Raw genomic sequence first — 18,291 nt, 5'->3', positions numbered from 1 at the left:
GTAACAGGACGGCGCGCATTCGAGCGCGCCGTCATTTCGATCGATCTTAGCTTGCCGCCGCCGGCGCGTAGCGCAGGATCACGACACCGGTCGATAAAGGCCGGCTGTCGATGAGCCTGAGTTTGATCTTCTCGCCTGGCTTGAACAGTGGCGTTCCTCCGCCAAGGATGATCGGGTTTACGGCGATGCGGAATTCATCGATCAATCCGTGCGGGATCAGGCCGCCTGCGAGATCGGCACTACCGAACAGGAAAAGATCCTTGGCGCTGTCGCGCTTCAGCCGGCCGACGGTCTCGGGCACATCGGCACTGAACATCCGTGTGTTGTTCCAGTCGGATTTCTTCACCGTGCGCGAGAAGACGTATTTCGGCGCGGCGTTCATGAAATCGGCGACCGCGCCGGTCGCGCTCGGCCAGTGGCCCGCCATCAATTCGTAGGTGATACGGCCGAACAGCAAACCGCCGGCCTCGTTCAGTTGCTTGATCGACAGCTGTTCGAGTTCCTCGCCCCAGACGTCGGAATGCCAGGAAATGTCCCGGTTCGGACCTTCGACGAAGCCATCCAGGGTCATCAGGTTCCACATAATCAACTTGGCCATCGCACGGCTCCTCTAACTGATTGTGAATTGCAACTAGTTGCAGTCTGAGCCAACTGGTGCGATATTGCAAGCAGTTTTTTTGCCGGCGCCATGCTGCCGGCCGGAGACCGCACATGACCGACGCCCAGCGTTCCGGCTGCCCGATCAATCTCTCGTTGGAGGTACTCGGCGACAAATGGAGTCTTCTGATCATTCGCGACATGATGTTCGGAAACCGGCGGCATTTTCGCGAGCTGTTGACCAAATCGGAGGAAGGCATCTCCTCCAACATTCTCGCCGACCGGCTGAAGACCCTACTCGAGCAGGGCATCATCACCCGCGAGGACGATCCCACGCACAAGCAGAAGGGAATCTATTCGCTGACCGAACAGGGCATCGAGCTGCTCCCCGTTCTGGCGCAGATGGCGGCCTGGGGTTACCGGTATCTCCCGGTCAGCGAGGAACTCGGCATCCGCGCACGGCTGCTCAGCGAGGGCGGGCCAAAGATGTGGGCCGAATTCATGGACGAGTTGCGCGAGAGCCATCTCGGCGCGAAACGGCGCCGGCGAACCGGGCCGTCAGTCGGTGAACGATTGCAGGCGGCGTATGAGAGTGTCGTCAACCGGAAGTGACGGCAGGCCGCCCCGGAATCACGAGCTCGTCACCGCGACAAATTCCAGCGCAGGCGGCGCACACGTGCAGCGCGCGTCGTGTTCCGGAACATCCTTAAGATCAGCATTACGTTGCGATGTAATCCGTCATCTTACGGAGAACAGCGTTAACGCATTCCTTTGCCTTCTGTTCAAATCTGAAGCTAGCAACGAGGCTCGGGTAGCGTTGGTCGACGGCCTCACCACTCACCGCCATTTGGATGGGACTTTCCTTGTTTCAGTTTCTCAAAAATTCGGCCGACAAGGCACTTGCCGACGCGCTCAACCGCTCGCAGGCCGTCATCGAGTTTAACCTCGACGGCACCATCGTCACTGCCAACGACAATTTCCTCAAAACCCTCGGCTACTCGCTGCGCGAAATCCAGGGCAAGCATCACAGCATGTTCGTGGCCCCCGCGGAACGCGACAGCACAGCGTATCGTGACTTCTGGGCGGCGCTGAAGCGCGGCGAATACCAGTCCGCCGAATACAAGCGGATCGGCAAGGGCGGCCGCGAGGTCTGGATTCAGGCGACCTACAACCCCGTGCTCGACGCCGGCGGCAAGCCTTGCAAGGTCGTGAAGTTCGCGACCGACATCACCGCGCGCAAGATCAAGAGCATGGAGGATGCCGGCCAGATCGCCGCGATCAACCGCGCTCAGGCCGTCATCGCCTTCGAGATGGACGGCACCATCATCACCGCCAATGAAAATTTCCTGAAGACGATGGGCTACACGCTCGCCGAAATCCAGGGCAAGCATCACAGTATGTTCATCGAGCAGAGCGAGCGCGACAGCGCGGCCTATCGCGAGTTCTGGACCCGCCTCAAGCGCGGTGAATATCAGTCGGCCGAATACAAGCGGGTCGGCAAGGGCGGCAGTGAGGTCTGGATCCTCGCCTCCTACAATCCGTTGCTCGACGAGCAGGGCAAGCCGTTCCGGGTGGTGAAGTTCGCAACCGACGTCACCAAACAGAAGCTTTCGACCGCCGATCTCACCGGCCAGATCGCCGCCATCGGCAAGTCGCAGGCGGTCATCGAGTTCAAGATGGACGGCACCATCATCGGCGCCAACCAGAATTTCCTCAAGACGGTCGGCTACTCGCTCGACGAGATCCGCGGCCGGCATCACAGCATGTTCGTCGAGCAGGCCGAGCGGGACAGCGCGGCCTATCGCGAATTCTGGGCGGCGCTCAACCGCGGCGAATATCAGGCCGCCGAATACAAGCGGATCGGCAAGAATGGCAAGGAGATCTGGATCCAGGCGTCCTACAATCCGATCCTCGATCTCAACGGCAAGCCGTTCAAGGTGGTGAAATACGCCACCGACACCACCGCGCAGGTGCTGGTCCGTCTCGGCAATGAGCGTGTGCGCGGCATGATGGAATCAGTCGCCGCCGGCGCGGAGGAACTGAACGCCTCGGTTCGGGAAATCTCCGAGGCCATGACCAAATCGCGCGAGACGGCTTCGACCGCGGTCGAACGGGTGGAGGCAGCCGACGCCCAGGCGCAGCGCCTGAACGAAGCGGCGCAGGCCATGAGCGGCATCGTCGAACTGATCGGCAACATCACCGGCCAGATCAACCTCTTGGCGCTGAATGCGACGATCGAATCGGCGCGCGCCGGCGAGGCCGGACGCGGCTTTGCCGTGGTGGCTTCCGAGGTCAAGAACCTCGCCACCCAGGCCAAGCAGGCGACCGACAAGATCGGCCAGGAGATCGGTAATCTCAACGGCATCTCCGGCGACGTCGTCGGCGCGCTCAACAGCATCAAGCAGGCGATCCAGGGCGTCAGCGCATATGTCACCGCAACCGCGGCAGCGGTCGAGGAGCAGAGCACCGTCACCAGCGAAATGTCCTCCAGCATGCAGCGCGCGGCCGCCGAGGCAAAGGCGATTGCGCAGCGCTAGCGATCAAGAGATCATCAGCGGATCGATCCGATACGGGCCGACCACCTGTATCGGATTTTGCATATCGGCCCGGCACGGCCGAATTTTGCATCACTGCCGCGACACGCATGAAGGCCTGGGTTATTAGAAGCGGAAAATCTCCTCTCCCGCCAATGGATCCGCCGATGCCCTCCCCGCCTCAGAAAACCGCTCTCGTCACCGGTGCCGCGCGCGGCATCGGGCTGGCGACGGCCAAACGCTTTCTCGCCGAGGGCTGGAAGGTGGCGCTGCTCGACATCGAGGCCGAATTGCTGCGCGGCGCGGTCGCCGGCCTCGCTGATCCCGACAATACGCTGGCGCTGCATTGCGACGTTTCCGATGCCGGTGCCGTGGCAACCGCGATGACGACGATGAGCCGGCATTTCGGCCGGCTCGACGCGCTGGTCAACAATGCCGGCATCGCGGTGTTCGCGCCGCTGCTGGATACGGCCAATGAAGACTGGAGCCGCATATTGGCGGTCAACCTCACCGGGCCGTTCCTCTGCACCAAGGCAGCGGCGCCCTTGATGCGCGAGCATGGCGGCGGCGCGATCGTCAACATCACGTCGATCTCGGCGGTGCGGGCTTCCACATTGCGCTCGGCCTACGGCACCAGCAAAGCTGGGCTGGCGCATCTCACAAAGCAGCTCGCGGTCGAACTGGCTTCGCTCGGCATTCGCGTCAACGCCGTGGCGCCCGGCCCAGTCGAGACCGCAATGGCGAAGCAAGTACATACGCCGGAAATCCGCGCCGACTACCACGACGCCATCCCGCTCAACCGCTACGGCCTCGAAGAGGAACTGGCGGAAGCGATCTTCTTCCTGTGCAGTGATCGCGCAAGCTACATCACTGGCCAGATCCTCGCCGTCGACGGCGGTTTTGATGCCGCCGGCATCGGGCTGCCGACGCTGCGGGGCCAGCGGCGGAACAGCTAAAAAGCGCTATGCTGCTTGGCGTGCGGATCAGAACTGCAGCCTAACTGGCGGCCTCATTGCTGGCTGGCTCGGGGTAGCTATCGCGCCGCAATACGGAGCAACACGGTCTTCTCCGGTGGAACATCGGTTCTCATGCTCGGTGTTGCCAACGCGAATGCGGTCACGAGCAATAAAATGCCGGCGCAGATCGTGCTGAGAAATAAGTGATCCATTCGCCATCAACGAACTGCCATGTTGTCCGTTCCGGGGACCACTCCAAAATCATTCTGTCTTGATAAGTGCGGGACGCCGTTAAGTTGCATTCGCTCTCCCCGTTCTTCACGGGGTGAGGTTTGGGAGATGAGGGCCTCTCTCCGCAAATGAGATCGCCGAGAGACCCCACCCTCAACCTTTCCCCGCAAGCGGGCGATGAGCGGGCGCGGCCGCTCGGAGCTGCGAAACTGCCTGGCCGATATCAACCGCGTGGCGACGTGCGATGTGCCGCATTGAGCGGCCAGCATCCTCACGTCATCGTTCACTAGGGCCGGCGTTACCGGGCCGGCGTGCCCGGCGCGGGCGCTTGACGAAACCTTGCCACATATCTCAGCGTAACTGGCCGTGAGGGCAGTGCTGACGGAGGAGCCGCACATGCGAATGGCGGTCATCAAGCTGGTCGTTGCCACCGCCGCGCTGGTCGCGGCAATCGTTCCCGTGCGGGCGGAAATCCGCATTCTTGCAAGCCCGGGCGGACAGGTCGGATCGTTTCTCGAACTGTTCGACCAGGTACGCCAGTCCGGCGAGCGGGTGGTGATCGACGGGCCCTGCCTGTCCGCCTGCACGCTGCTGTTGATGACGATTCCGGAGGAGCGGATCTGCGTGACGCGCCGCGCGGTGCTGGGATTTCACGCCGCGCGCTCGATCGACGGCCGTGGCCGGATCTATGCCGAGCCGGAAGCCTCGCGCGCGGTGCAGGCGGCCTACCCCGCGCCGGTGCGGGACTGGATCAGCCGCCACGGCGGCCTGACGTCGCGGCTGTTGCTGCTGCGCGGACGCGAACTCGCCGCGATCTATCCAAGGTGCAGATGAGATCTTGCAGTAGCATGTAGTGGGCAAAGCGCACTTGCGCCGTGCCCACCATCTTCCTTGGCGCGCGAATGGTGGGCACGCGGAGCCTGTTATCGGGCGCGCGTTCGCGCTTCCCGGTGGCTTTGATTGGCCCATCCTACCAGACCTCGAACTACATCCCTTCCTTCGGACTGTTCACCATCCAGGGAATGCCGAACTTGTCGACGCATATGCCAAAGCCGTTGGAGAAGAAGGTCTGGCCGAACGGCATCCGCACCGTGCCGCCCTCGGCAAGCGCCTTGAACCGACGTTCGGCCTCCGCGGGATCGTCGACGGCGAGTGCGACGTAAATACCCTGCGGTGCTTTGTAATCGCCCGGCGTGGCGTCCGAGGCCATCAGCACCTCACCGTCGATGGTGATGCGGGCGTGCATGATCTTTGTCTTCCAGTCTGCCGGAACCGGCATGTCGGCGGGCCCGTCGCCATAGGGCATCTTCGCCTCGATTTGGGCGCCCAATGCCTTCTGATAATAGTTCAGCGCTTCCTCGCAATTGCCGTTGTAGAACAGATAGGGATTGACCTGCATCGTTGGCTCCTTGGTTATCACTTAGTGCCGGTAGCGTTCCCGAATGCAGCGCAGCACCGAAAGCGCGTTCACGCGCGTCTTCGACGCGCTATGGTGATGCGCTGCTGTTCCGGGGTTCATAGTGGGTCCGGGCTCTGCCGAGCAGCGTTGCACGCTGCACCGCGTCCGGGACACGATAGTCGCGTTCATTTCTCGGTGAGCTTCTTCAGCTTGGCGAGACCAGCTTCGAAGTCCCGGCCGATCATGTTGTCCAGATTGATGAACACCTGGATCAGCCTGGACAGGAAGTTCGCCGGACCATGCATCAGCCATGTGACATGGGTGCCATCTCCCTGCGGCAGCATTGTGAATTCGGCGGTGTTATGGCCTTCGAACGGCTTGAAGAAATCAAGCTTGATGACGACCCGCGAGGGCGATGCCGCCTCGACAATTTCCATACGGCCGGAACCGACATTCTTGTCGCCGTCCCAGGCATAGGTAGCGCCCTTGCCGCGCTCCGCACCGCCGTAGGTGCGTTTCATCGCCGGGTCCTTCTCCTCGTAGGGCGACCAGGACAGCCACTGGTGAAAGTCTGATATCAGCGGAAAGATCGCTTCCGCCGGCGCCTTGATGCTGACCTCGCGCTGCACCCGCAACGTGTTCGGCTTGGTCGCGGCGAGGACGAGGACTGCGGCGACCGCAATTGCCAAGATCACAGCGATGATGACAATGACTTCGAACATGATTGTCTTCCTATTCGTGAAACGACCGTTGAAGCACATCAGCGGCGAAACGGGATCAAGCCTTGCAGATTCCTGTCGCGCAGCCACAGCCCGCCCCACAGCATCAGGCCGAGATAAAGCCCGAACAGCGTGTGCGTGAACAAGGGGCTGCCGATCCGGACATGCGAGGCGATTGCGCCGCCGAGATAGCCGGTGAGCAGGATGGCGCCGAGAATCGAGGTCGGCGGGATCGCGTAGAGCACGGTGCAGACGATGCTGATGGCGCCAAGGCCGCGCATCAGCGCATCGCTTGAGCCATAGCCCATCCGGTCCATGGTTTCGGTGACGATCGGCCACGGCACCAGCTTGATGGCGCCGTCGAACATCAGGAAAACGATGACGAGACCGGAGAGGATGCGGCCGACCCAACGCGCGTGCGTTGAGGCCGGAAGAGTCTCGGCGATGACAGTCATGATGGATCCCCGTTGTCTTGAGTGGCTGTTCGGATTCAAGACGAACGAAGGTGCGTAAAACCGACAGGGAGAGTGAAATTTTTCGACAACGACGCCGGCATGCCCTGACGGATCATTGCTCGGTGTGTCACCCTCCCCTGGAGGGGGAGGGTCGGCTCATGTTGAGCGCTGCGAAACATGAGACGGGGTGGGGTGATCTCTCCATTCGGACACTGCCGGGTGTGGAGGGACCCACCGCACCCCGCCGCTCATTTCATGAGCGTCAACCCTTCCCCTCCAGGGGAGGGTGATCGCTGCCGCGACAGATTTTTCCTACAACTGTGTCTTGTAGCGCTCGTAGATCGCCGCCGGCTTTCGCGCTCGCCGAGGCCGGTCTGGTCGTGGATCACTTCGCCGACGCTCGCTTACCTCCCCTGGAGAGCCCTCCAGGTGAGGATAAGAAGCACCTACTTCCCCGCTTTCTTGCCGCGGGGCTGGCTGTCGCGCTGTAGGCGGTCGAGGTGCATGCGGATATGGGCGGCTTCGGCCGAGGTGTTGGCGAGCGCGATGGCGCGGTCGAAGGCGGTGCGGGCTTCGTCGTTGCGGCCGAGCTGCATCAGGAACGCGCCGCGCACGCCGAAGAAATGGAAATAGTTCGACAGCCGCGCCGCCAACGGCTCGATCATGTCGAGCGCGGCCTGCGGTCCCTTCACCTTGGAGACGGCAACCGCCCGATTCAGCGTCACTACCGGCGACGGCTGCATGATCTCGAGCGCGCCATAGAGCAGGTCGATCTGGGTCCAGTCGGTATCTTCAGGCTTCTCGGCGCGGGCATGCAGGGCGGCGATCGCGGCCTGCACCTGGTAGGGCCCGCTGCGGCGATGGCGCATTGCCTTGTCGATCAGCGCCAGCCCCTCGGCGATCAGCGCCTTGTTCCATTTCGAGCGGTCCTGGTCGTCGAGCAGGATCACGGCGCCATCGGCATCGAACCGCGCATCGGCCCGTGCGTGCTGCAGCAGCAACAGCGCGGTCAGCCCCATGATCTCGGGCTCGCTCTGGAACAGCCGCAGCAATAGCCGCGCCAGGCGGATGGCCTCCTCGCACAGCGGCGCACGGATCTCGGCGGTGTCGCCGGACGCCGAATAGCCCTCGTTGAAGATCAGGTAGATCATGGCGGCGACGGAGGCGAGGCGTTCGGAGCGCTCCACTGCGCCCGGGGTTTCGAACGGCACGTTGGCGTCGGCTACCCGCGCCTTCGCCCGGGTGATGCGCTGCTCCATTGCAGCTTCCGAGACCAGGAAGGCGCGCGCGATCTGCTTGACGGAAAGCCCCGAGACGATGCGCAGCGCCAACGCGATCTGCTGCGTCGCCGGCAGGTCCGGATGGCAGCAGATGAACAACAGCCGCAAAATGTCATCGCGGTAGTGCGAGCCGTCGAGCCGCTCGGCAACCTCCTCCTCGGCGTCCTCGAGATCGGAGATCGCCTCGTCCTCGGGCAACGCCTCCTGCTTCTTGCTGCGCCGGATGTCGTCGATCGCGACATTGCGCCCAACCATGATCAGCCACGCGGCCGGATCGCGCGGCGGGCCGTTCTGCGGCCAGCTCTTCAGCGCCCGAAGGCAGGCGTTCTGAAACGCCTCCTCGGCGGTATCGAGATTGCGGAAATAGCGCAACAGCGCGCCGACCGCCTGGGGGCGAGCCGAGGTCAGCGCGGCATCGATCCAGGCGGTATCGGTCATGGCTGTGCACTCCCCGGCGTGAAGTGTCCGACGGGGCGGATCTCATAGGCGCCGCCGGGATTGGCTGCGCCAAGCTCGCGCGCGACCTCGAGCGCTTCGTCGAGGTTCTTGCAGTCGATGACGTAGAAGCCGAGCAACTGCTCCTTGGTTTCGGCAAAGGGACCGTCGAGCACCAGTGGCGGATCGTCCTTGCGCAGCGTGGTCGCCGCCGTCGTCGGCAACAGCCGGGCGACCGGACCAAGCCGGCCCTGCTTGGTCAATTTATCCTGCACGACGGCCAGTTTCTTCATGACCGCGGCGTCCTGCTCCTTGGTCCAGGAGCCGACGAGATCCTCGTCGTGATAGCAAAGAATGGCGTAGAGCATGGCAGCTTGGCATCTCCGTTGTCATGATGACGAACGATTATGCCCGCTGCCGACAGGTGCGTCGAAGAAATTTTGGATGTTCCCTTGTCAGGGACCGATGATCGGAGGCGGTGGCGGATTGAAGTGCCGGTAGGCGTGAATCGCCGCCTTGGAACAAAGGCTGCACACACCGAGAATGAGAATGATGCATCTGAGCGTTTTCATCTGACGGCCTCGACCCTGGCTGGCCCGAAGGCTAGAGAAACGGATCGGGCCGCGCTGTGAGGCGGGTCACGCCGGGTTGGCGACGCGAAAGGAACTGGCAATGACAAAGGGGGCGCTCGCGCTGCTGGTGCATGGCGGGACCGAAAACTGGTCGCCGCAGCGCTGGAAGGACCGGTTCGACGGGGTTTGCGAGGGGCGCCCCGTGCTGCTGTTGCCGGATGCGTCATTCGATCCGGCGGAGGTGCATTACGCGGCGGTGTGGAAGCCGCATCCGGGCGAGCTCGCCGCCTTCCCTAATTTGCGTGTGATCTTCAATCTCGGCGCCGGTGTCGACGCGCTGATGGCCGATCGCTCGTTGCCCGACGTGCCGCTGGTGCGCGTCGCGGTCGGCGACCTCACGGGGCGAATGACGGAATACGTCGTGCTGCATGTCTTGATGCACCACCGGCAGGAGCCTTATTTGCGGCAGTCGCAGCGCGAAAAGCGCTGGGCGCCGAAACCGCAATGGGCGGCGAACGCTGTTACGGTCGGTATCATGGGGCTTGGCACGCTCGGTGCTGATGCGGCTGACGCACTCAGGCGGCTCGGCTTTCGTGTCGCGGGCTGGAGCAACAGCCCCAAGCAGATCGAGGGCGTCACATGCTTTCACGGCAAGTTGCAACTCGATGTTTTTTTGGCTCGCGTCAACATTCTGGTCTGCCTCCTTCCGCTTACGCTGAACACGCAACAGATTCTGAATCGGCGTCTTTTCGAGAAACTTGACCGAAATAGCCCGCTCGGCGCACCCATCCTGATCAACGCCGGGCGCGGAGGCCTGCAGAACGAGGCCGATATTCTGCAATGCCTCGACGATGGCACGCTCGGTGGCGCCTCACTCGATGTCTATGCCACCGAGCCGCTACCCGTCGACAGCCGGTTCTGGACCCATCCAAAGGTAGTGCTGACGCCGCACAATGCCGCCGATACCGATCCCGACGAGATATCGAAATATGTCGCCGAGCAGATTGCGCGGTTCGAGGCCGGCGGCGCGCTGGACAATGTGGTGGACCGGAAGCGGGGATACTAGTTTCACCGTCGTTGCGAGCGAAGCGAAGCAATCCATCTTTCTGCACGCGCGGATGGATGGATTGCTTCGTCGCTGTCGCTCCTCGCAATGACGGCGGCAGGTGCGGCAGATCGCGCAGGGCTAGGCCCGCAGCATCACATCGATCGCACCGTTCACAATCGCCTCCAACTCCTTGCGCGGCACCTGGGCGCGGGAGCGGATGGCGATGGTGTGGATGGTGGCGGAGGCCAATTGCGCCAGCACGGTTGGATCCGCGCTCCCGGATAGCTCGCCCTTCTGCTTTGCGAGCCGGAAGCAGGCGGCGAAAGCCTTGTCGAGTTCGCCAAAACCTTCCAGCACCATGGCGCGGATATCCGGATCGTGCACCGCTTCCGAGGCTGCGGTCATCACCGTGAAGCAGCCGCGCGGACCGGATTCGAGGTAAATGTCGAGTGCCACCGCATAGATGCGCTCGAGGCGCTTTCGGATCGGCAGTTCGTTCCTGAAAACGTCCGCCATCGCGGCCCGCGCATCGTCGCGATAGCGCCGGTAGCTCTTGATGAAGAGTTCGCGCTTGTCGCCGAACGCGCCATAGAGGCTCGGCCGGTTCATGCCGGTGGCGGCGGAGAGATCGTCGAGCGACGTCGCCGCAAATCCGTCCTTGCGAAACAGCTCAAGCGCCTTGCCGAGCGCTACGTCCGGCTCATAGGCGCGCGGGCGGCCGCGGCGCTTGGGCGGCACCGGAGCGTCGATCTTGGTGACCGGCGGCCTTTTACTTTTTTGTACCATTTCGCAAAAAATTCCTTGACCGGATTTATATTATGCGAGACGGTATAAAAATCAACCGCGCCAGCCTTGCGCGCAGCGCCGGTCGATCAACCGCCAAGGAGGCAAACCATGGACCTGTATTTTTCGCCGCTCGCCTGCTCGCTGGCGACCCGGATCGCACTGTATGAAGCCGGCGCCGAGGCCAATTATCTCGAGGTCGATCCCAAGAGCAAAGTCGTGCAGAACGACGGCTCGGATTTTCGCAACGTCAACCCGCTCGGGTTGGTACCGACGCTGCGCACCGACGACGGCACGGTGCTGACCGAGAATGCGGCGATCCTGCAATATGTCGCCGACCGTTTTCCGAAGGCCGGCATGTCGGCCAACTCGGCTGAGGAGCGCAGCCGCCTGCATCAATGGCTCTGCTTCATCGGCACCGAGCTGCACAAGGCGCTGTTCGTGCCGCTGCTCGACAAGACGGCGCCGCAGGACGCGAAGACCTACGCGCTGACCAAGAATCTGTCGCGACTAGACTATCTCGAGAACTACCTGAAAGGCCGCGAATTCCTGCTCGATCACTTCAGCGTAGCGGACGCCTATCTCGTCACCATCATCAACTGGACGATGGCGACGCCGCCGGTCGAGCTGGCGAAATGGCCGGTCGTGAAGGCCTATTACGAACGCCTGCGCGCCCGCCCGAGCATCGCGAAGGCGGTCGCCGAGGAGTATGAACTGTATAAGGCCGAACTCGCCCGCCACAAGGCCGCGGCGTAAGGCGCCTTCGTGTCCCGGACGCGGTGCAGCGCACAACGCTGCACCGCAGAGCCGGGACCCAGACCGCGTAAACTGGCACTCACTCCGCGGGCGCTAGCAGCCGCTTCGTCAGATCGCTCATTGCCCGGCGAAAAATCCCGGCATCGCTCCGCGCCCGTGCCAGCACCAGCGCGCCCTGAATGGTGAGCAGCGCATCTTCGGCGCGCCGCTGGGCCTGGCCCTTGCTCAATCCCGATCGCCGCAACACGGCGGCCAACGCCACCTGCCAGCGCGCAAAATACCCGTCGACGCTCGCCGCAAACGTGTCGCGCGACGCTCCGAGCGCAACCAGGCCGACCAGGCAGATGCGATCGCCGGAATGGAAATACTCATCGACGCCCGCGATCATCGCCGCGATCGCGCGCGCGGAATCGGACGCCTCGCGCAAGGGCGAATAAATGTTGAGCTCGAACCAGGCGTCGATTTCCGCGAGCACTTCGCTGGCCATCTGCTCCTTGCCGCCGGGAAACAGATGGTAAAGGCTGCCCTTGCCGAGCCCGGTCGCTTCCGTGATCAGCGTCAGCGAGGCGCCCTCATAGCCATGCGCGCGAAACACCTCGCCGAGTGCCCGCACTATTTCCTTGCGCTCGACGCCCCTCTTCAGCATCTGATCACAGCGGGTTGTCACCGAGGCCTGCAACATCGACCGGGCGCGGTCCTGGCGCCGGCCAGAGAAAACGGCGCTCGCTCTCCTTGATGGCGATATCGTTGATGCTGGCCTCGCGCCGGCGCATCAACCCGTGCGCGTCGAATTCCCACTGCTCGTTGCCGTAGGAGCGATGCCACTGCCCGGCATCGTCGTGCCATTCATACTGAAAGCGCACCGCGATCCGATTCTGGTCGAACGCCCAGAGATCCTTGATCAGTCGGTAATCGTGCTCCTTCGCCCATTTGCGGGTGAGGAATTCAACGATCGCCGCGCGGCCCTGAAAGAACTCGGAACGGTTACGCCAGCGGCTGTCCTCGGTATAGGCGAGCGATACCCGCACCGGATCGCGCGAATTCCAGGCATCTTCGGCCATGCGCGCCTTTTGGGCGGCGGTTTCGCGGGTGAACGGCGGTAGCGGCGGACGCGACATGACATTTCTCCGAGGTGGTGACGCCCGGAGATTGTACCGATCGGTACAGAGAGTCAATCGGAAGATTTAGTCCGGCGCCAGATCGGCCTTCATCAATCGTCGCAGCGATTTCGGGATCGGCTGGGCCCTGCCGCCGCAGATGAAGGCGACGCGGACCTCGGCCTTGACCAGCACCTCATCGCCCCGCCGCACCTCCTGCGCCAGCGTAATCGAGGCGCCCTTCACGGCGATAGGCCACGTCACGACATCGAGCACGTCGTCCATGCGTGCGGGGCGCAGGAAGTCGAGCTGCATCGAGCGCACCACGAAGGCAAAGCCCGGCGTCTCCTCCTGCGCCTGTTCGAACAGCGCATGCTGCGAGGCGCCCATCAGTCGCAGATGGTTGGTGCGTCCACGCTCCATGAAGCGCAGATAGTTGGCGTGATAGACGATGCCGGAAAAATCGGTGTCCTCGTAATAGACCCGGACTTGCATGTGATGCCGGCCGTCGCGGATCTCGCCGTCGAGATTGGGTAATGCCACTTGCGGTTCCTGATCGCGCTGGAAAGCCCGCTTTTGCGCAAAATCAGCGCGGCGCGCAAGCGCTGCGACGAACGCTACGCCACCGCCGGCCGCCCTGCCCCAAGCGTCACCAGCACGATTTCCGGCGGCACGCCGAGGCGGAACGGCATGATGCTGCAGCCAAGGCCGCCGGAGACGACGACGTCGCAGTTCATCTTGACATGGCCGTAGGCGAGTTGCTGGCCGGACGGCGAGATCGGCGACCAGCCCAGCATCCGCACCTGGCCGCCATGGGTATGGCCGGAGAGCTGCAGCGCGATGCGCGAGGGTACGCGGCGCGCGATGTCAGGCTCATGCGCCATCAGAATGACCGGCGCATCGTCGGTCACCTTCGCCAGCGTCGCGCCGAGATCGTCGACGCCGATCCGCCTGAGCTGTCGGAAGCGGCGCGCCGGCATATAAGCGAGCTGGTCGCCGAGGCCGGCCAGCCAGAACGAATGGCCGTTCTTGTAGAGCTTCTTCGCGTCATTCTCGTAAACGGGAATGCCGACAGCCTCAAGCGCGCGGCCCGCGCTCGGCAGCCCCTGCCCTTCCCGCTGCACGGCCTTGTCTTCCCACCAGTCGTGATTGCCAAGCACGGCATGCACGCCGAGCGGCGCCTTCAGGCCGGCCAGCACGGCGGCCCATTCGGCGTCCGGAATGATGCGCGTCACCTTGCGATGCCCGGTCACGTAGTCGCCGAGCATGACAACGATGTCGGGCTTGAGCGCATTGGTGCGCTCGACGATTTCCTGGATGTGATCGAGCGACATCCAGGGATCGCAGGCGTGGAGATCGGCGATGGCGGCGATCCTGAGCTTGAGACCGGCTGGCCATTGCGGGGGTGAAAGGTCATACCGCGCGACGTGAAGGCGGACGACCGGCGCACTGAATCCGTAAGCGGTGGTCGAGACGCCAAGCGCGCCCAGGCCACCCATGGACTTCAAAAAATGACGGCGTGTTAACATGTGATCCAATCGTGATGCGTCGCAAACATGGTGGCGGATTGAGCCCGAATTGCGGTGGGTTTGTGCAGAACGTCAGCAGGGCTCCAGCAACTTCTTGCCACCGATTCTGCCCCATCAGCGCATTCCGCCGTGCCTTGCTCAACGCCGGCTGTTTCGCCCTTAGTGCACCGTTACAGTAATCAGGTTCGAGGCCGCTAGTCGTCGCCGTTGCCGAACAGGCCGAACTGCGCGGGGTCGCGCGTGGGTTCGGCGAGGCCGAGATGGCGGAAGGCGTGCGAGGTGAGCAGACGGCCGCGCGGGGTGCGTTGCAAATAGCCGCACTGGATCAGATAGGGCTCGATGATGTCCTCGATGGCGTCGCGCGGCTCCGACAGCGCCGCGGCCATGGTTTCGACGCCGACCGGGCCGCCGCCATAGTTCAGCGCGATCGTCGTGAGGTAGCGCCGGTCCATGGCGTCCAAACCGGCGGCGTCGACTTCCAGCGCGCTCAGCGCGTGGTCGGCGATGCCGCGATCGACCGAGCTGGCGTCGGCTGCGGAAGCAAAGTCGCGTACGCGGCGCAGCAGGCGGCCGGCGATCCGCGGCGTGCCGCGGGCGCGACGGGCGATCTCGTTGGCGCCATCCGGCGTCATGCCGATGTTGAGCACGCGGGCGCCGCGGGCGACGATCTTCTCAAGCTCTTCCTCGGTGTAAAAGTTCAGGCGGATCGGAATGCCGAAACGGTCGCGCAGCGGATTGGTCAGGAGCCCTGCGCGCGTCGTGGCGCCGACGAGAGTGAACTTTGCCAGATCGATCTTGACCGAGCGCGCCGCCGGTCCCTCGCCGATGATGAGGTCAAGCTGAAAATCCTCCATCGCGGGATACAGCACTTCCTCGACCGCCGGGCTGAGGCGATGGATTTCATCGATGAACAGAACGTCGCGCTCTTCGAGGTTGGTCAGCAGCGCGGCGAGATCGCCGGCCTTAGCAATCACGGGACCGGAGGTGGCGCGAAAGCCGACCCCGAGCTCGCGCGCGACGATCTGCGCCAGCGTGGTCTTGCCGAGGCCGGGCGGGCCGACGAACAGCACGTGATCCAGCGCCTCGCCCCGCTTGCGCGCGGCCTCGATGAAGATCGTGAGATTCTTGCGCGCCTGCGCCTGCCCGACGAATTCGGACAGCAGTTGCGGACGCAGCGCGGTGTCGCCGACATCGTCGCTGCGGCGCTCGGGGGTAACGATGCGGGAGGGCGTGTTCACCCGTTACCCCTACGGTACTTGTTGGGCAAAAGCTCGCCGATGGTGACGACCTGCGGCTCGCGGCCATTGTCGGGAACGATGACCCGCGCCTTCGCATCGTAATCGTGGATCAGTTCGCGACAGATGCCGCAGGGGGATACCACGGCGATATTGCCGGGCTCGTCCGGCTTGGGATGACGCACGGCGACGATGGTCTCGATGCCGCGATCGCCGGTTTCGGTGATGGCGCGCCCAATGGCGATCGCCTCCGCGCAGACGGCGATCCGGCCGATATAGGCATCGATATTCACGCCCGTGACGATGCGGCCGTCGCGGGTACGCATGGCAGCGCCGACCTCCTGCCATTTGTTGCGATAACGCGGCCTGATCGCGTCAATCGCGGCGGCGATCAGTTCTTTGTCTTTTTCGCTCAACATGGCGGAAACGGATTCCTTCGTTGGTCAGCGGCGAACATAGTCTATTTCGCCAGTTCCTTCAGGCCCAGCCGGATCAACTGGGCCGTCTCGGCATTCTCGCCCGCGCTACGCGAGGCGGATGCAATCGCGGCCGCCGCCTGCGGCTGGCCGTAGCCGAGGTTGACCAGCGCGGAGATGGCGTCGGTGACCGGACGCGGCGCGCGTTGATCGTCGACCGCACCGGCGAGGTGCACCACGGCAGGATCGACATTGGCGAAGGCCGGCGCCTTGTCCTTCAGTTCGGAGACGATGCGCTCGGCGACTTTCGGGCCGACGCCGGGCGTGCGCGACACCGCAGCCTTGTCGCGCAGCGCAATCGCATTGGCGAGCTCGGCCGGCGGCAAGGTGCCGAGCACCGCCAGCGCCACTTTCGCACCGACGCCCTGCACGGTCTGCAGTAAGCGAAACCATTCGCGCTCGGTATCGGTGCGAAAGCCGAACAGCTTGATCTGGTCCTCGCGCACATAGGTCTCGATCGACAGCACCGCGGCCTCGCCGGGCGACGGCAGCGCCTGCAGCGTGCGCGACGAGCAATGCACCTGATAGCCGACGCCGCCGACATCGAGGATGATAAAATCCTCGCCGTAGGAATCGATCAGGCCTTTGAGTTTACCGATCATAAGCTCGCCACCTTCATCCGTAGCGCCACGCCCTGGCGGTGATGGGCGTGCGTGATGGCGATCGCCAGTGCATCCGCCGCATCGGCGGATTTCGGCTCGGCTTTCGGCAGCAAGATCTTCAGCATCACCGAAACCTGGTTCTTGTCGGCGTGGCCGGCGCCGACCACCGTCTTCTTCACCTGATTGGGCGCATATTCAGCAACCGAAATACCGAACATCGCGGGCGCCAGCATGGCAACGCCGCGGGCCTGGCCGAGCTTCAGGGTGGCGACGCCGTCCTTGTTCACAAACGTCTGCTCGACCGCGGCCTCTGCGGGGCGGAAATCGCCGAGCACGGCGGCAAGCCCTTCGTGGATAGCGAGCAGCCGGCTGGCCAACGGCACATCGCCCGGCGGCTCCACCGAGCCGCAGCCGATGAAGACAAGGCGGTTGCCTTCGGTCTCGATCACGCCCCAGCCGGTGCGGCGCAGGCCAGGGTCGATGCCGATGATCCGGACGGGATGGCGAATCGGTGGGGATGTCATGCCGTAGTGATAACGCCAGAGCCGGATGAACGAAACATAAAGAGAACGGCAATCCCCGGAGATACGTGTCCCGGACGCGGCGCGGCACGAAATGACGCGACGCCGAGCCGGGGCCATCCATCGGCACGGTATCTGGCCACATGGGTCCCGGCTCTGCGGCGCAGCGCTTGCGCGCTACACCGCGTCCGGGACACGAGAACGCCTATCCGCCCATCTTCGCCATCAGCGCGTCGGATATCTCGAAATTGGCGTAAACGTTCTGGACGTCGTCGTGCTCGTTCAGGAGATCCATCAGCTTGAGCAGCTTCTCGCCGGTCTCGTCATCGACCGCGACCGTGTTCTGCGGCTTCCAGGTCAGCGCCGCCTTGCGGGCTTCGCCGAACTTGGCTTCCAGCGCTTTCGCAACCTCGCGGAAGGTGTCCTGCGAGGCGTAGATCTCATGACCGTTTTCGCTGGATACGACGTCGTCGGCGCCGGCCTCGATCGCGGCTTCCAGCATCGCATCGTCGGAGGCGACACTGGCGTCATATTCGATAATGCCGGTGCGGTCGAACATGAAGGCGACCGAGCCGGTTTCGCCGAGATTGCCGCCCGACTTGGTGAAATAGGAGCGGATGTCGGAAGCGGCGCGGTTGCGGTTATCCGTCAGCGCCTCGACGATCACCGCGACGCCGCCCGGGCCATAGCCCTCGTAGCGGATTTCATCGTAGTTCTCACTCTCGCCGCCGATCGCCTTCTTGATGGCTCGCTCGATATTGTCCTTCGGCATATTTTCCTGGCGCGCGGCGATGACGGCCGAGCGCAGCCGGGGGTTCATGGCCGGGTCCGGAGTTCCAAGCTTGGCAGCAACCGTGATTTCCCGCGCGAGCTTGCTGAACAGCTTGGACTTCTGGGCATCCTGCCGGCCCTTGCGGTGCATGATGTTCTTGAATTGGGAATGGCCGGCCATGCGGGTATCTCTTGGATTCGTCCAGGTATGTCGGGTGAAGCGCGGCCTTATAGGCCGGTAATCGGCCGAAATCAAAGATTTACAGCCCGGTCGGGTATGTTGGTAGTGCCGCCC

22 protein-coding genes are annotated in these 18,291 nt (G+C 63.4%); 6 read left to right on the top strand and 16 right to left on the bottom strand.

Going from position 1 to position 18,291, the window contains the following annotated elements; genetic code table 11:
* Positions 1-46 precede the first annotated feature (46 nt).
* Positions 47-598 carry a dihydrofolate reductase family protein gene (locus HCN50_RS11635; RefSeq protein ID WP_171709772.1) on the bottom strand — a complete coding sequence of 184 codons (552 nt, stop codon included), beginning with the start codon at positions 596-598 and terminating at the stop codon, positions 47-49.
* 113 nt (positions 599-711) lie between these two features.
* Between HCN50_RS11635 and HCN50_RS11630 the strand changes: the two genes are divergently transcribed.
* The 4 genes from HCN50_RS11630 to HCN50_RS11615 all read left to right on the top strand — a co-directional run bounded on the left by HCN50_RS11630 (position 712) and on the right by HCN50_RS11615 (position 5,152).
* Positions 712-1,209, top strand: coding sequence for a winged helix-turn-helix transcriptional regulator (locus HCN50_RS11630; RefSeq protein ID WP_171709771.1), 498 nt, complete (start codon positions 712-714; stop codon positions 1,207-1,209).
* Between the two features lie 251 nt (positions 1,210-1,460).
* Entirely contained in the window at positions 1,461-3,134 is a 1,674-nt protein-coding gene (locus HCN50_RS11625) for a methyl-accepting chemotaxis protein (protein ID WP_376700277.1), read from the top strand.
* A 164-nt stretch (positions 3,135-3,298) separates the two neighbouring features.
* Entirely contained in the window at positions 3,299-4,087 is a 789-nt protein-coding gene (locus HCN50_RS11620; RefSeq protein WP_171709769.1) for an SDR family NAD(P)-dependent oxidoreductase, read from the top strand.
* A 633-nt stretch (positions 4,088-4,720) separates the two neighbouring features.
* Positions 4,721-5,152 carry a hypothetical protein gene (locus HCN50_RS11615; RefSeq protein ID WP_235976936.1) on the top strand — a complete coding sequence of 144 codons (432 nt, stop codon included), beginning with the start codon at positions 4,721-4,723 and terminating at the stop codon, positions 5,150-5,152.
* 151 nt (positions 5,153-5,303) lie between these two features.
* Here the strand turns inward: HCN50_RS11615 and HCN50_RS11610 are convergent, their stop codons facing one another.
* The 5 genes from HCN50_RS11610 to HCN50_RS11590 all read right to left on the bottom strand — a co-directional run bounded on the left by HCN50_RS11610 (position 5,304) and on the right by HCN50_RS11590 (position 8,974).
* Complete coding sequence (locus HCN50_RS11610) at positions 5,304-5,717, bottom strand: VOC family protein (RefSeq protein WP_171709767.1); 414 nt, start codon at positions 5,715-5,717, stop codon at positions 5,304-5,306.
* 185 nt (positions 5,718-5,902) lie between these two features.
* Positions 5,903-6,439, bottom strand: a complete 537-nt coding sequence (locus HCN50_RS11605; protein WP_171709766.1) for an SRPBCC family protein — start codon at positions 6,437-6,439, stop codon at positions 5,903-5,905.
* A gap of 38 nt (positions 6,440-6,477) precedes the next feature.
* Positions 6,478-6,891, bottom strand: a complete 414-nt coding sequence (locus HCN50_RS11600) for a DoxX family protein (protein WP_171709765.1) — start codon at positions 6,889-6,891, stop codon at positions 6,478-6,480.
* Positions 6,892-7,337: 446 nt separating this feature from the next.
* Positions 7,338-8,609 (bottom strand): RNA polymerase sigma factor, encoded by a 1,272-nt coding sequence (locus tag HCN50_RS11595; protein WP_171709764.1) that lies wholly within the window; start codon positions 8,607-8,609, stop codon positions 7,338-7,340.
* Positions 8,606-8,974: a YciI family protein gene (locus tag HCN50_RS11590; RefSeq protein ID WP_171709763.1), complete on the bottom strand. Its 369-nt coding sequence runs from the start codon at positions 8,972-8,974 to the stop codon at positions 8,606-8,608. The genes HCN50_RS11595 and HCN50_RS11590 overlap by 4 nt, the downstream gene beginning before the upstream one ends.
* A 304-nt stretch (positions 8,975-9,278) precedes the next feature.
* Here HCN50_RS11590 and HCN50_RS11585 point away from each other — a divergent pair, with 304 nt between their 5' ends.
* Positions 9,279-10,244, top strand: a complete 966-nt coding sequence (locus HCN50_RS11585) for a 2-hydroxyacid dehydrogenase (protein WP_171709762.1) — start codon at positions 9,279-9,281, stop codon at positions 10,242-10,244.
* 120 nt (positions 10,245-10,364) lie between these two features.
* On the opposite strand, the gene HCN50_RS11580 is transcribed toward HCN50_RS11585, so the two are convergent.
* Positions 10,365-11,012 carry a TetR/AcrR family transcriptional regulator gene (locus HCN50_RS11580; RefSeq protein WP_171709761.1) on the bottom strand — a complete coding sequence of 216 codons (648 nt, stop codon included), beginning with the start codon at positions 11,010-11,012 and terminating at the stop codon, positions 10,365-10,367.
* Positions 11,013-11,120: 108 nt separating this feature from the next.
* Between HCN50_RS11580 and HCN50_RS11575 the strand changes: the two genes are divergently transcribed.
* Positions 11,121-11,765, top strand: a complete 645-nt coding sequence (locus HCN50_RS11575; RefSeq protein ID WP_171709760.1) for a glutathione binding-like protein — start codon at positions 11,121-11,123, stop codon at positions 11,763-11,765.
* A 79-nt stretch (positions 11,766-11,844) separates the two neighbouring features.
* On the opposite strand, the gene HCN50_RS11570 is transcribed toward HCN50_RS11575, so the two are convergent.
* The 9 genes from HCN50_RS11570 to HCN50_RS11530 all read right to left on the bottom strand — a co-directional run bounded on the left by HCN50_RS11570 (position 11,845) and on the right by HCN50_RS11530 (position 18,177).
* Complete coding sequence (locus HCN50_RS11570; RefSeq protein WP_171709759.1) at positions 11,845-12,411, bottom strand: TetR/AcrR family transcriptional regulator; 567 nt, start codon at positions 12,409-12,411, stop codon at positions 11,845-11,847.
* A gap of 4 nt (positions 12,412-12,415) precedes the next feature.
* A complete protein-coding gene (locus HCN50_RS11565) occupies positions 12,416-12,883 on the bottom strand; it encodes a nuclear transport factor 2 family protein (RefSeq protein WP_171709758.1) in 468 nt (155 codons plus the stop codon).
* Positions 12,884-12,949: 66 nt separating this feature from the next.
* Positions 12,950-13,357, bottom strand: coding sequence for a tol-pal system-associated acyl-CoA thioesterase (gene ybgC, locus HCN50_RS11560; RefSeq protein ID WP_171709992.1), 408 nt, complete (start codon positions 13,355-13,357; stop codon positions 12,950-12,952).
* Positions 13,358-13,479: 122 nt separating this feature from the next.
* Positions 13,480-14,391: a metallophosphoesterase gene (locus HCN50_RS11555; RefSeq protein ID WP_171709757.1), complete on the bottom strand. Its 912-nt coding sequence runs from the start codon at positions 14,389-14,391 to the stop codon at positions 13,480-13,482.
* Between the two features lie 194 nt (positions 14,392-14,585).
* Positions 14,586-15,629 carry a Holliday junction branch migration DNA helicase RuvB gene (gene ruvB / locus HCN50_RS11550; RefSeq protein WP_171709756.1) on the bottom strand — a complete coding sequence of 348 codons (1,044 nt, stop codon included), beginning with the start codon at positions 15,627-15,629 and terminating at the stop codon, positions 14,586-14,588.
* Positions 15,626-16,045 carry a cytidine deaminase gene (locus HCN50_RS11545; protein ID WP_171709755.1) on the bottom strand — a complete coding sequence of 140 codons (420 nt, stop codon included), beginning with the start codon at positions 16,043-16,045 and terminating at the stop codon, positions 15,626-15,628. The genes ruvB and HCN50_RS11545 overlap by 4 nt, the downstream gene beginning before the upstream one ends.
* Before the next feature lie 41 nt (positions 16,046-16,086).
* Positions 16,087-16,704, bottom strand: coding sequence for a Holliday junction branch migration protein RuvA (ruvA, locus tag HCN50_RS11540; RefSeq protein WP_171709754.1), 618 nt, complete (start codon positions 16,702-16,704; stop codon positions 16,087-16,089).
* Entirely contained in the window at positions 16,701-17,228 is a 528-nt protein-coding gene (gene ruvC / locus HCN50_RS11535; RefSeq protein ID WP_171709753.1) for a crossover junction endodeoxyribonuclease RuvC, read from the bottom strand. The genes ruvA and ruvC overlap by 4 nt, the downstream gene beginning before the upstream one ends.
* Before the next feature lie 202 nt (positions 17,229-17,430).
* Complete coding sequence (locus tag HCN50_RS11530; RefSeq protein WP_171709752.1) at positions 17,431-18,177, bottom strand: YebC/PmpR family DNA-binding transcriptional regulator; 747 nt, start codon at positions 18,175-18,177, stop codon at positions 17,431-17,433.
* Between the last annotated feature and the right edge of the window lie 114 nt (positions 18,178-18,291).

The organism is Bradyrhizobium archetypum (assembly GCF_013114835.1).
Lineage (GTDB): Bacteria > Pseudomonadota > Alphaproteobacteria > Rhizobiales > Xanthobacteraceae > Bradyrhizobium > Bradyrhizobium archetypum.
The sequence above is the reverse complement of the archived record's forward strand: the minus strand, read 5'-3'. Positions and strand labels throughout refer to the sequence as shown.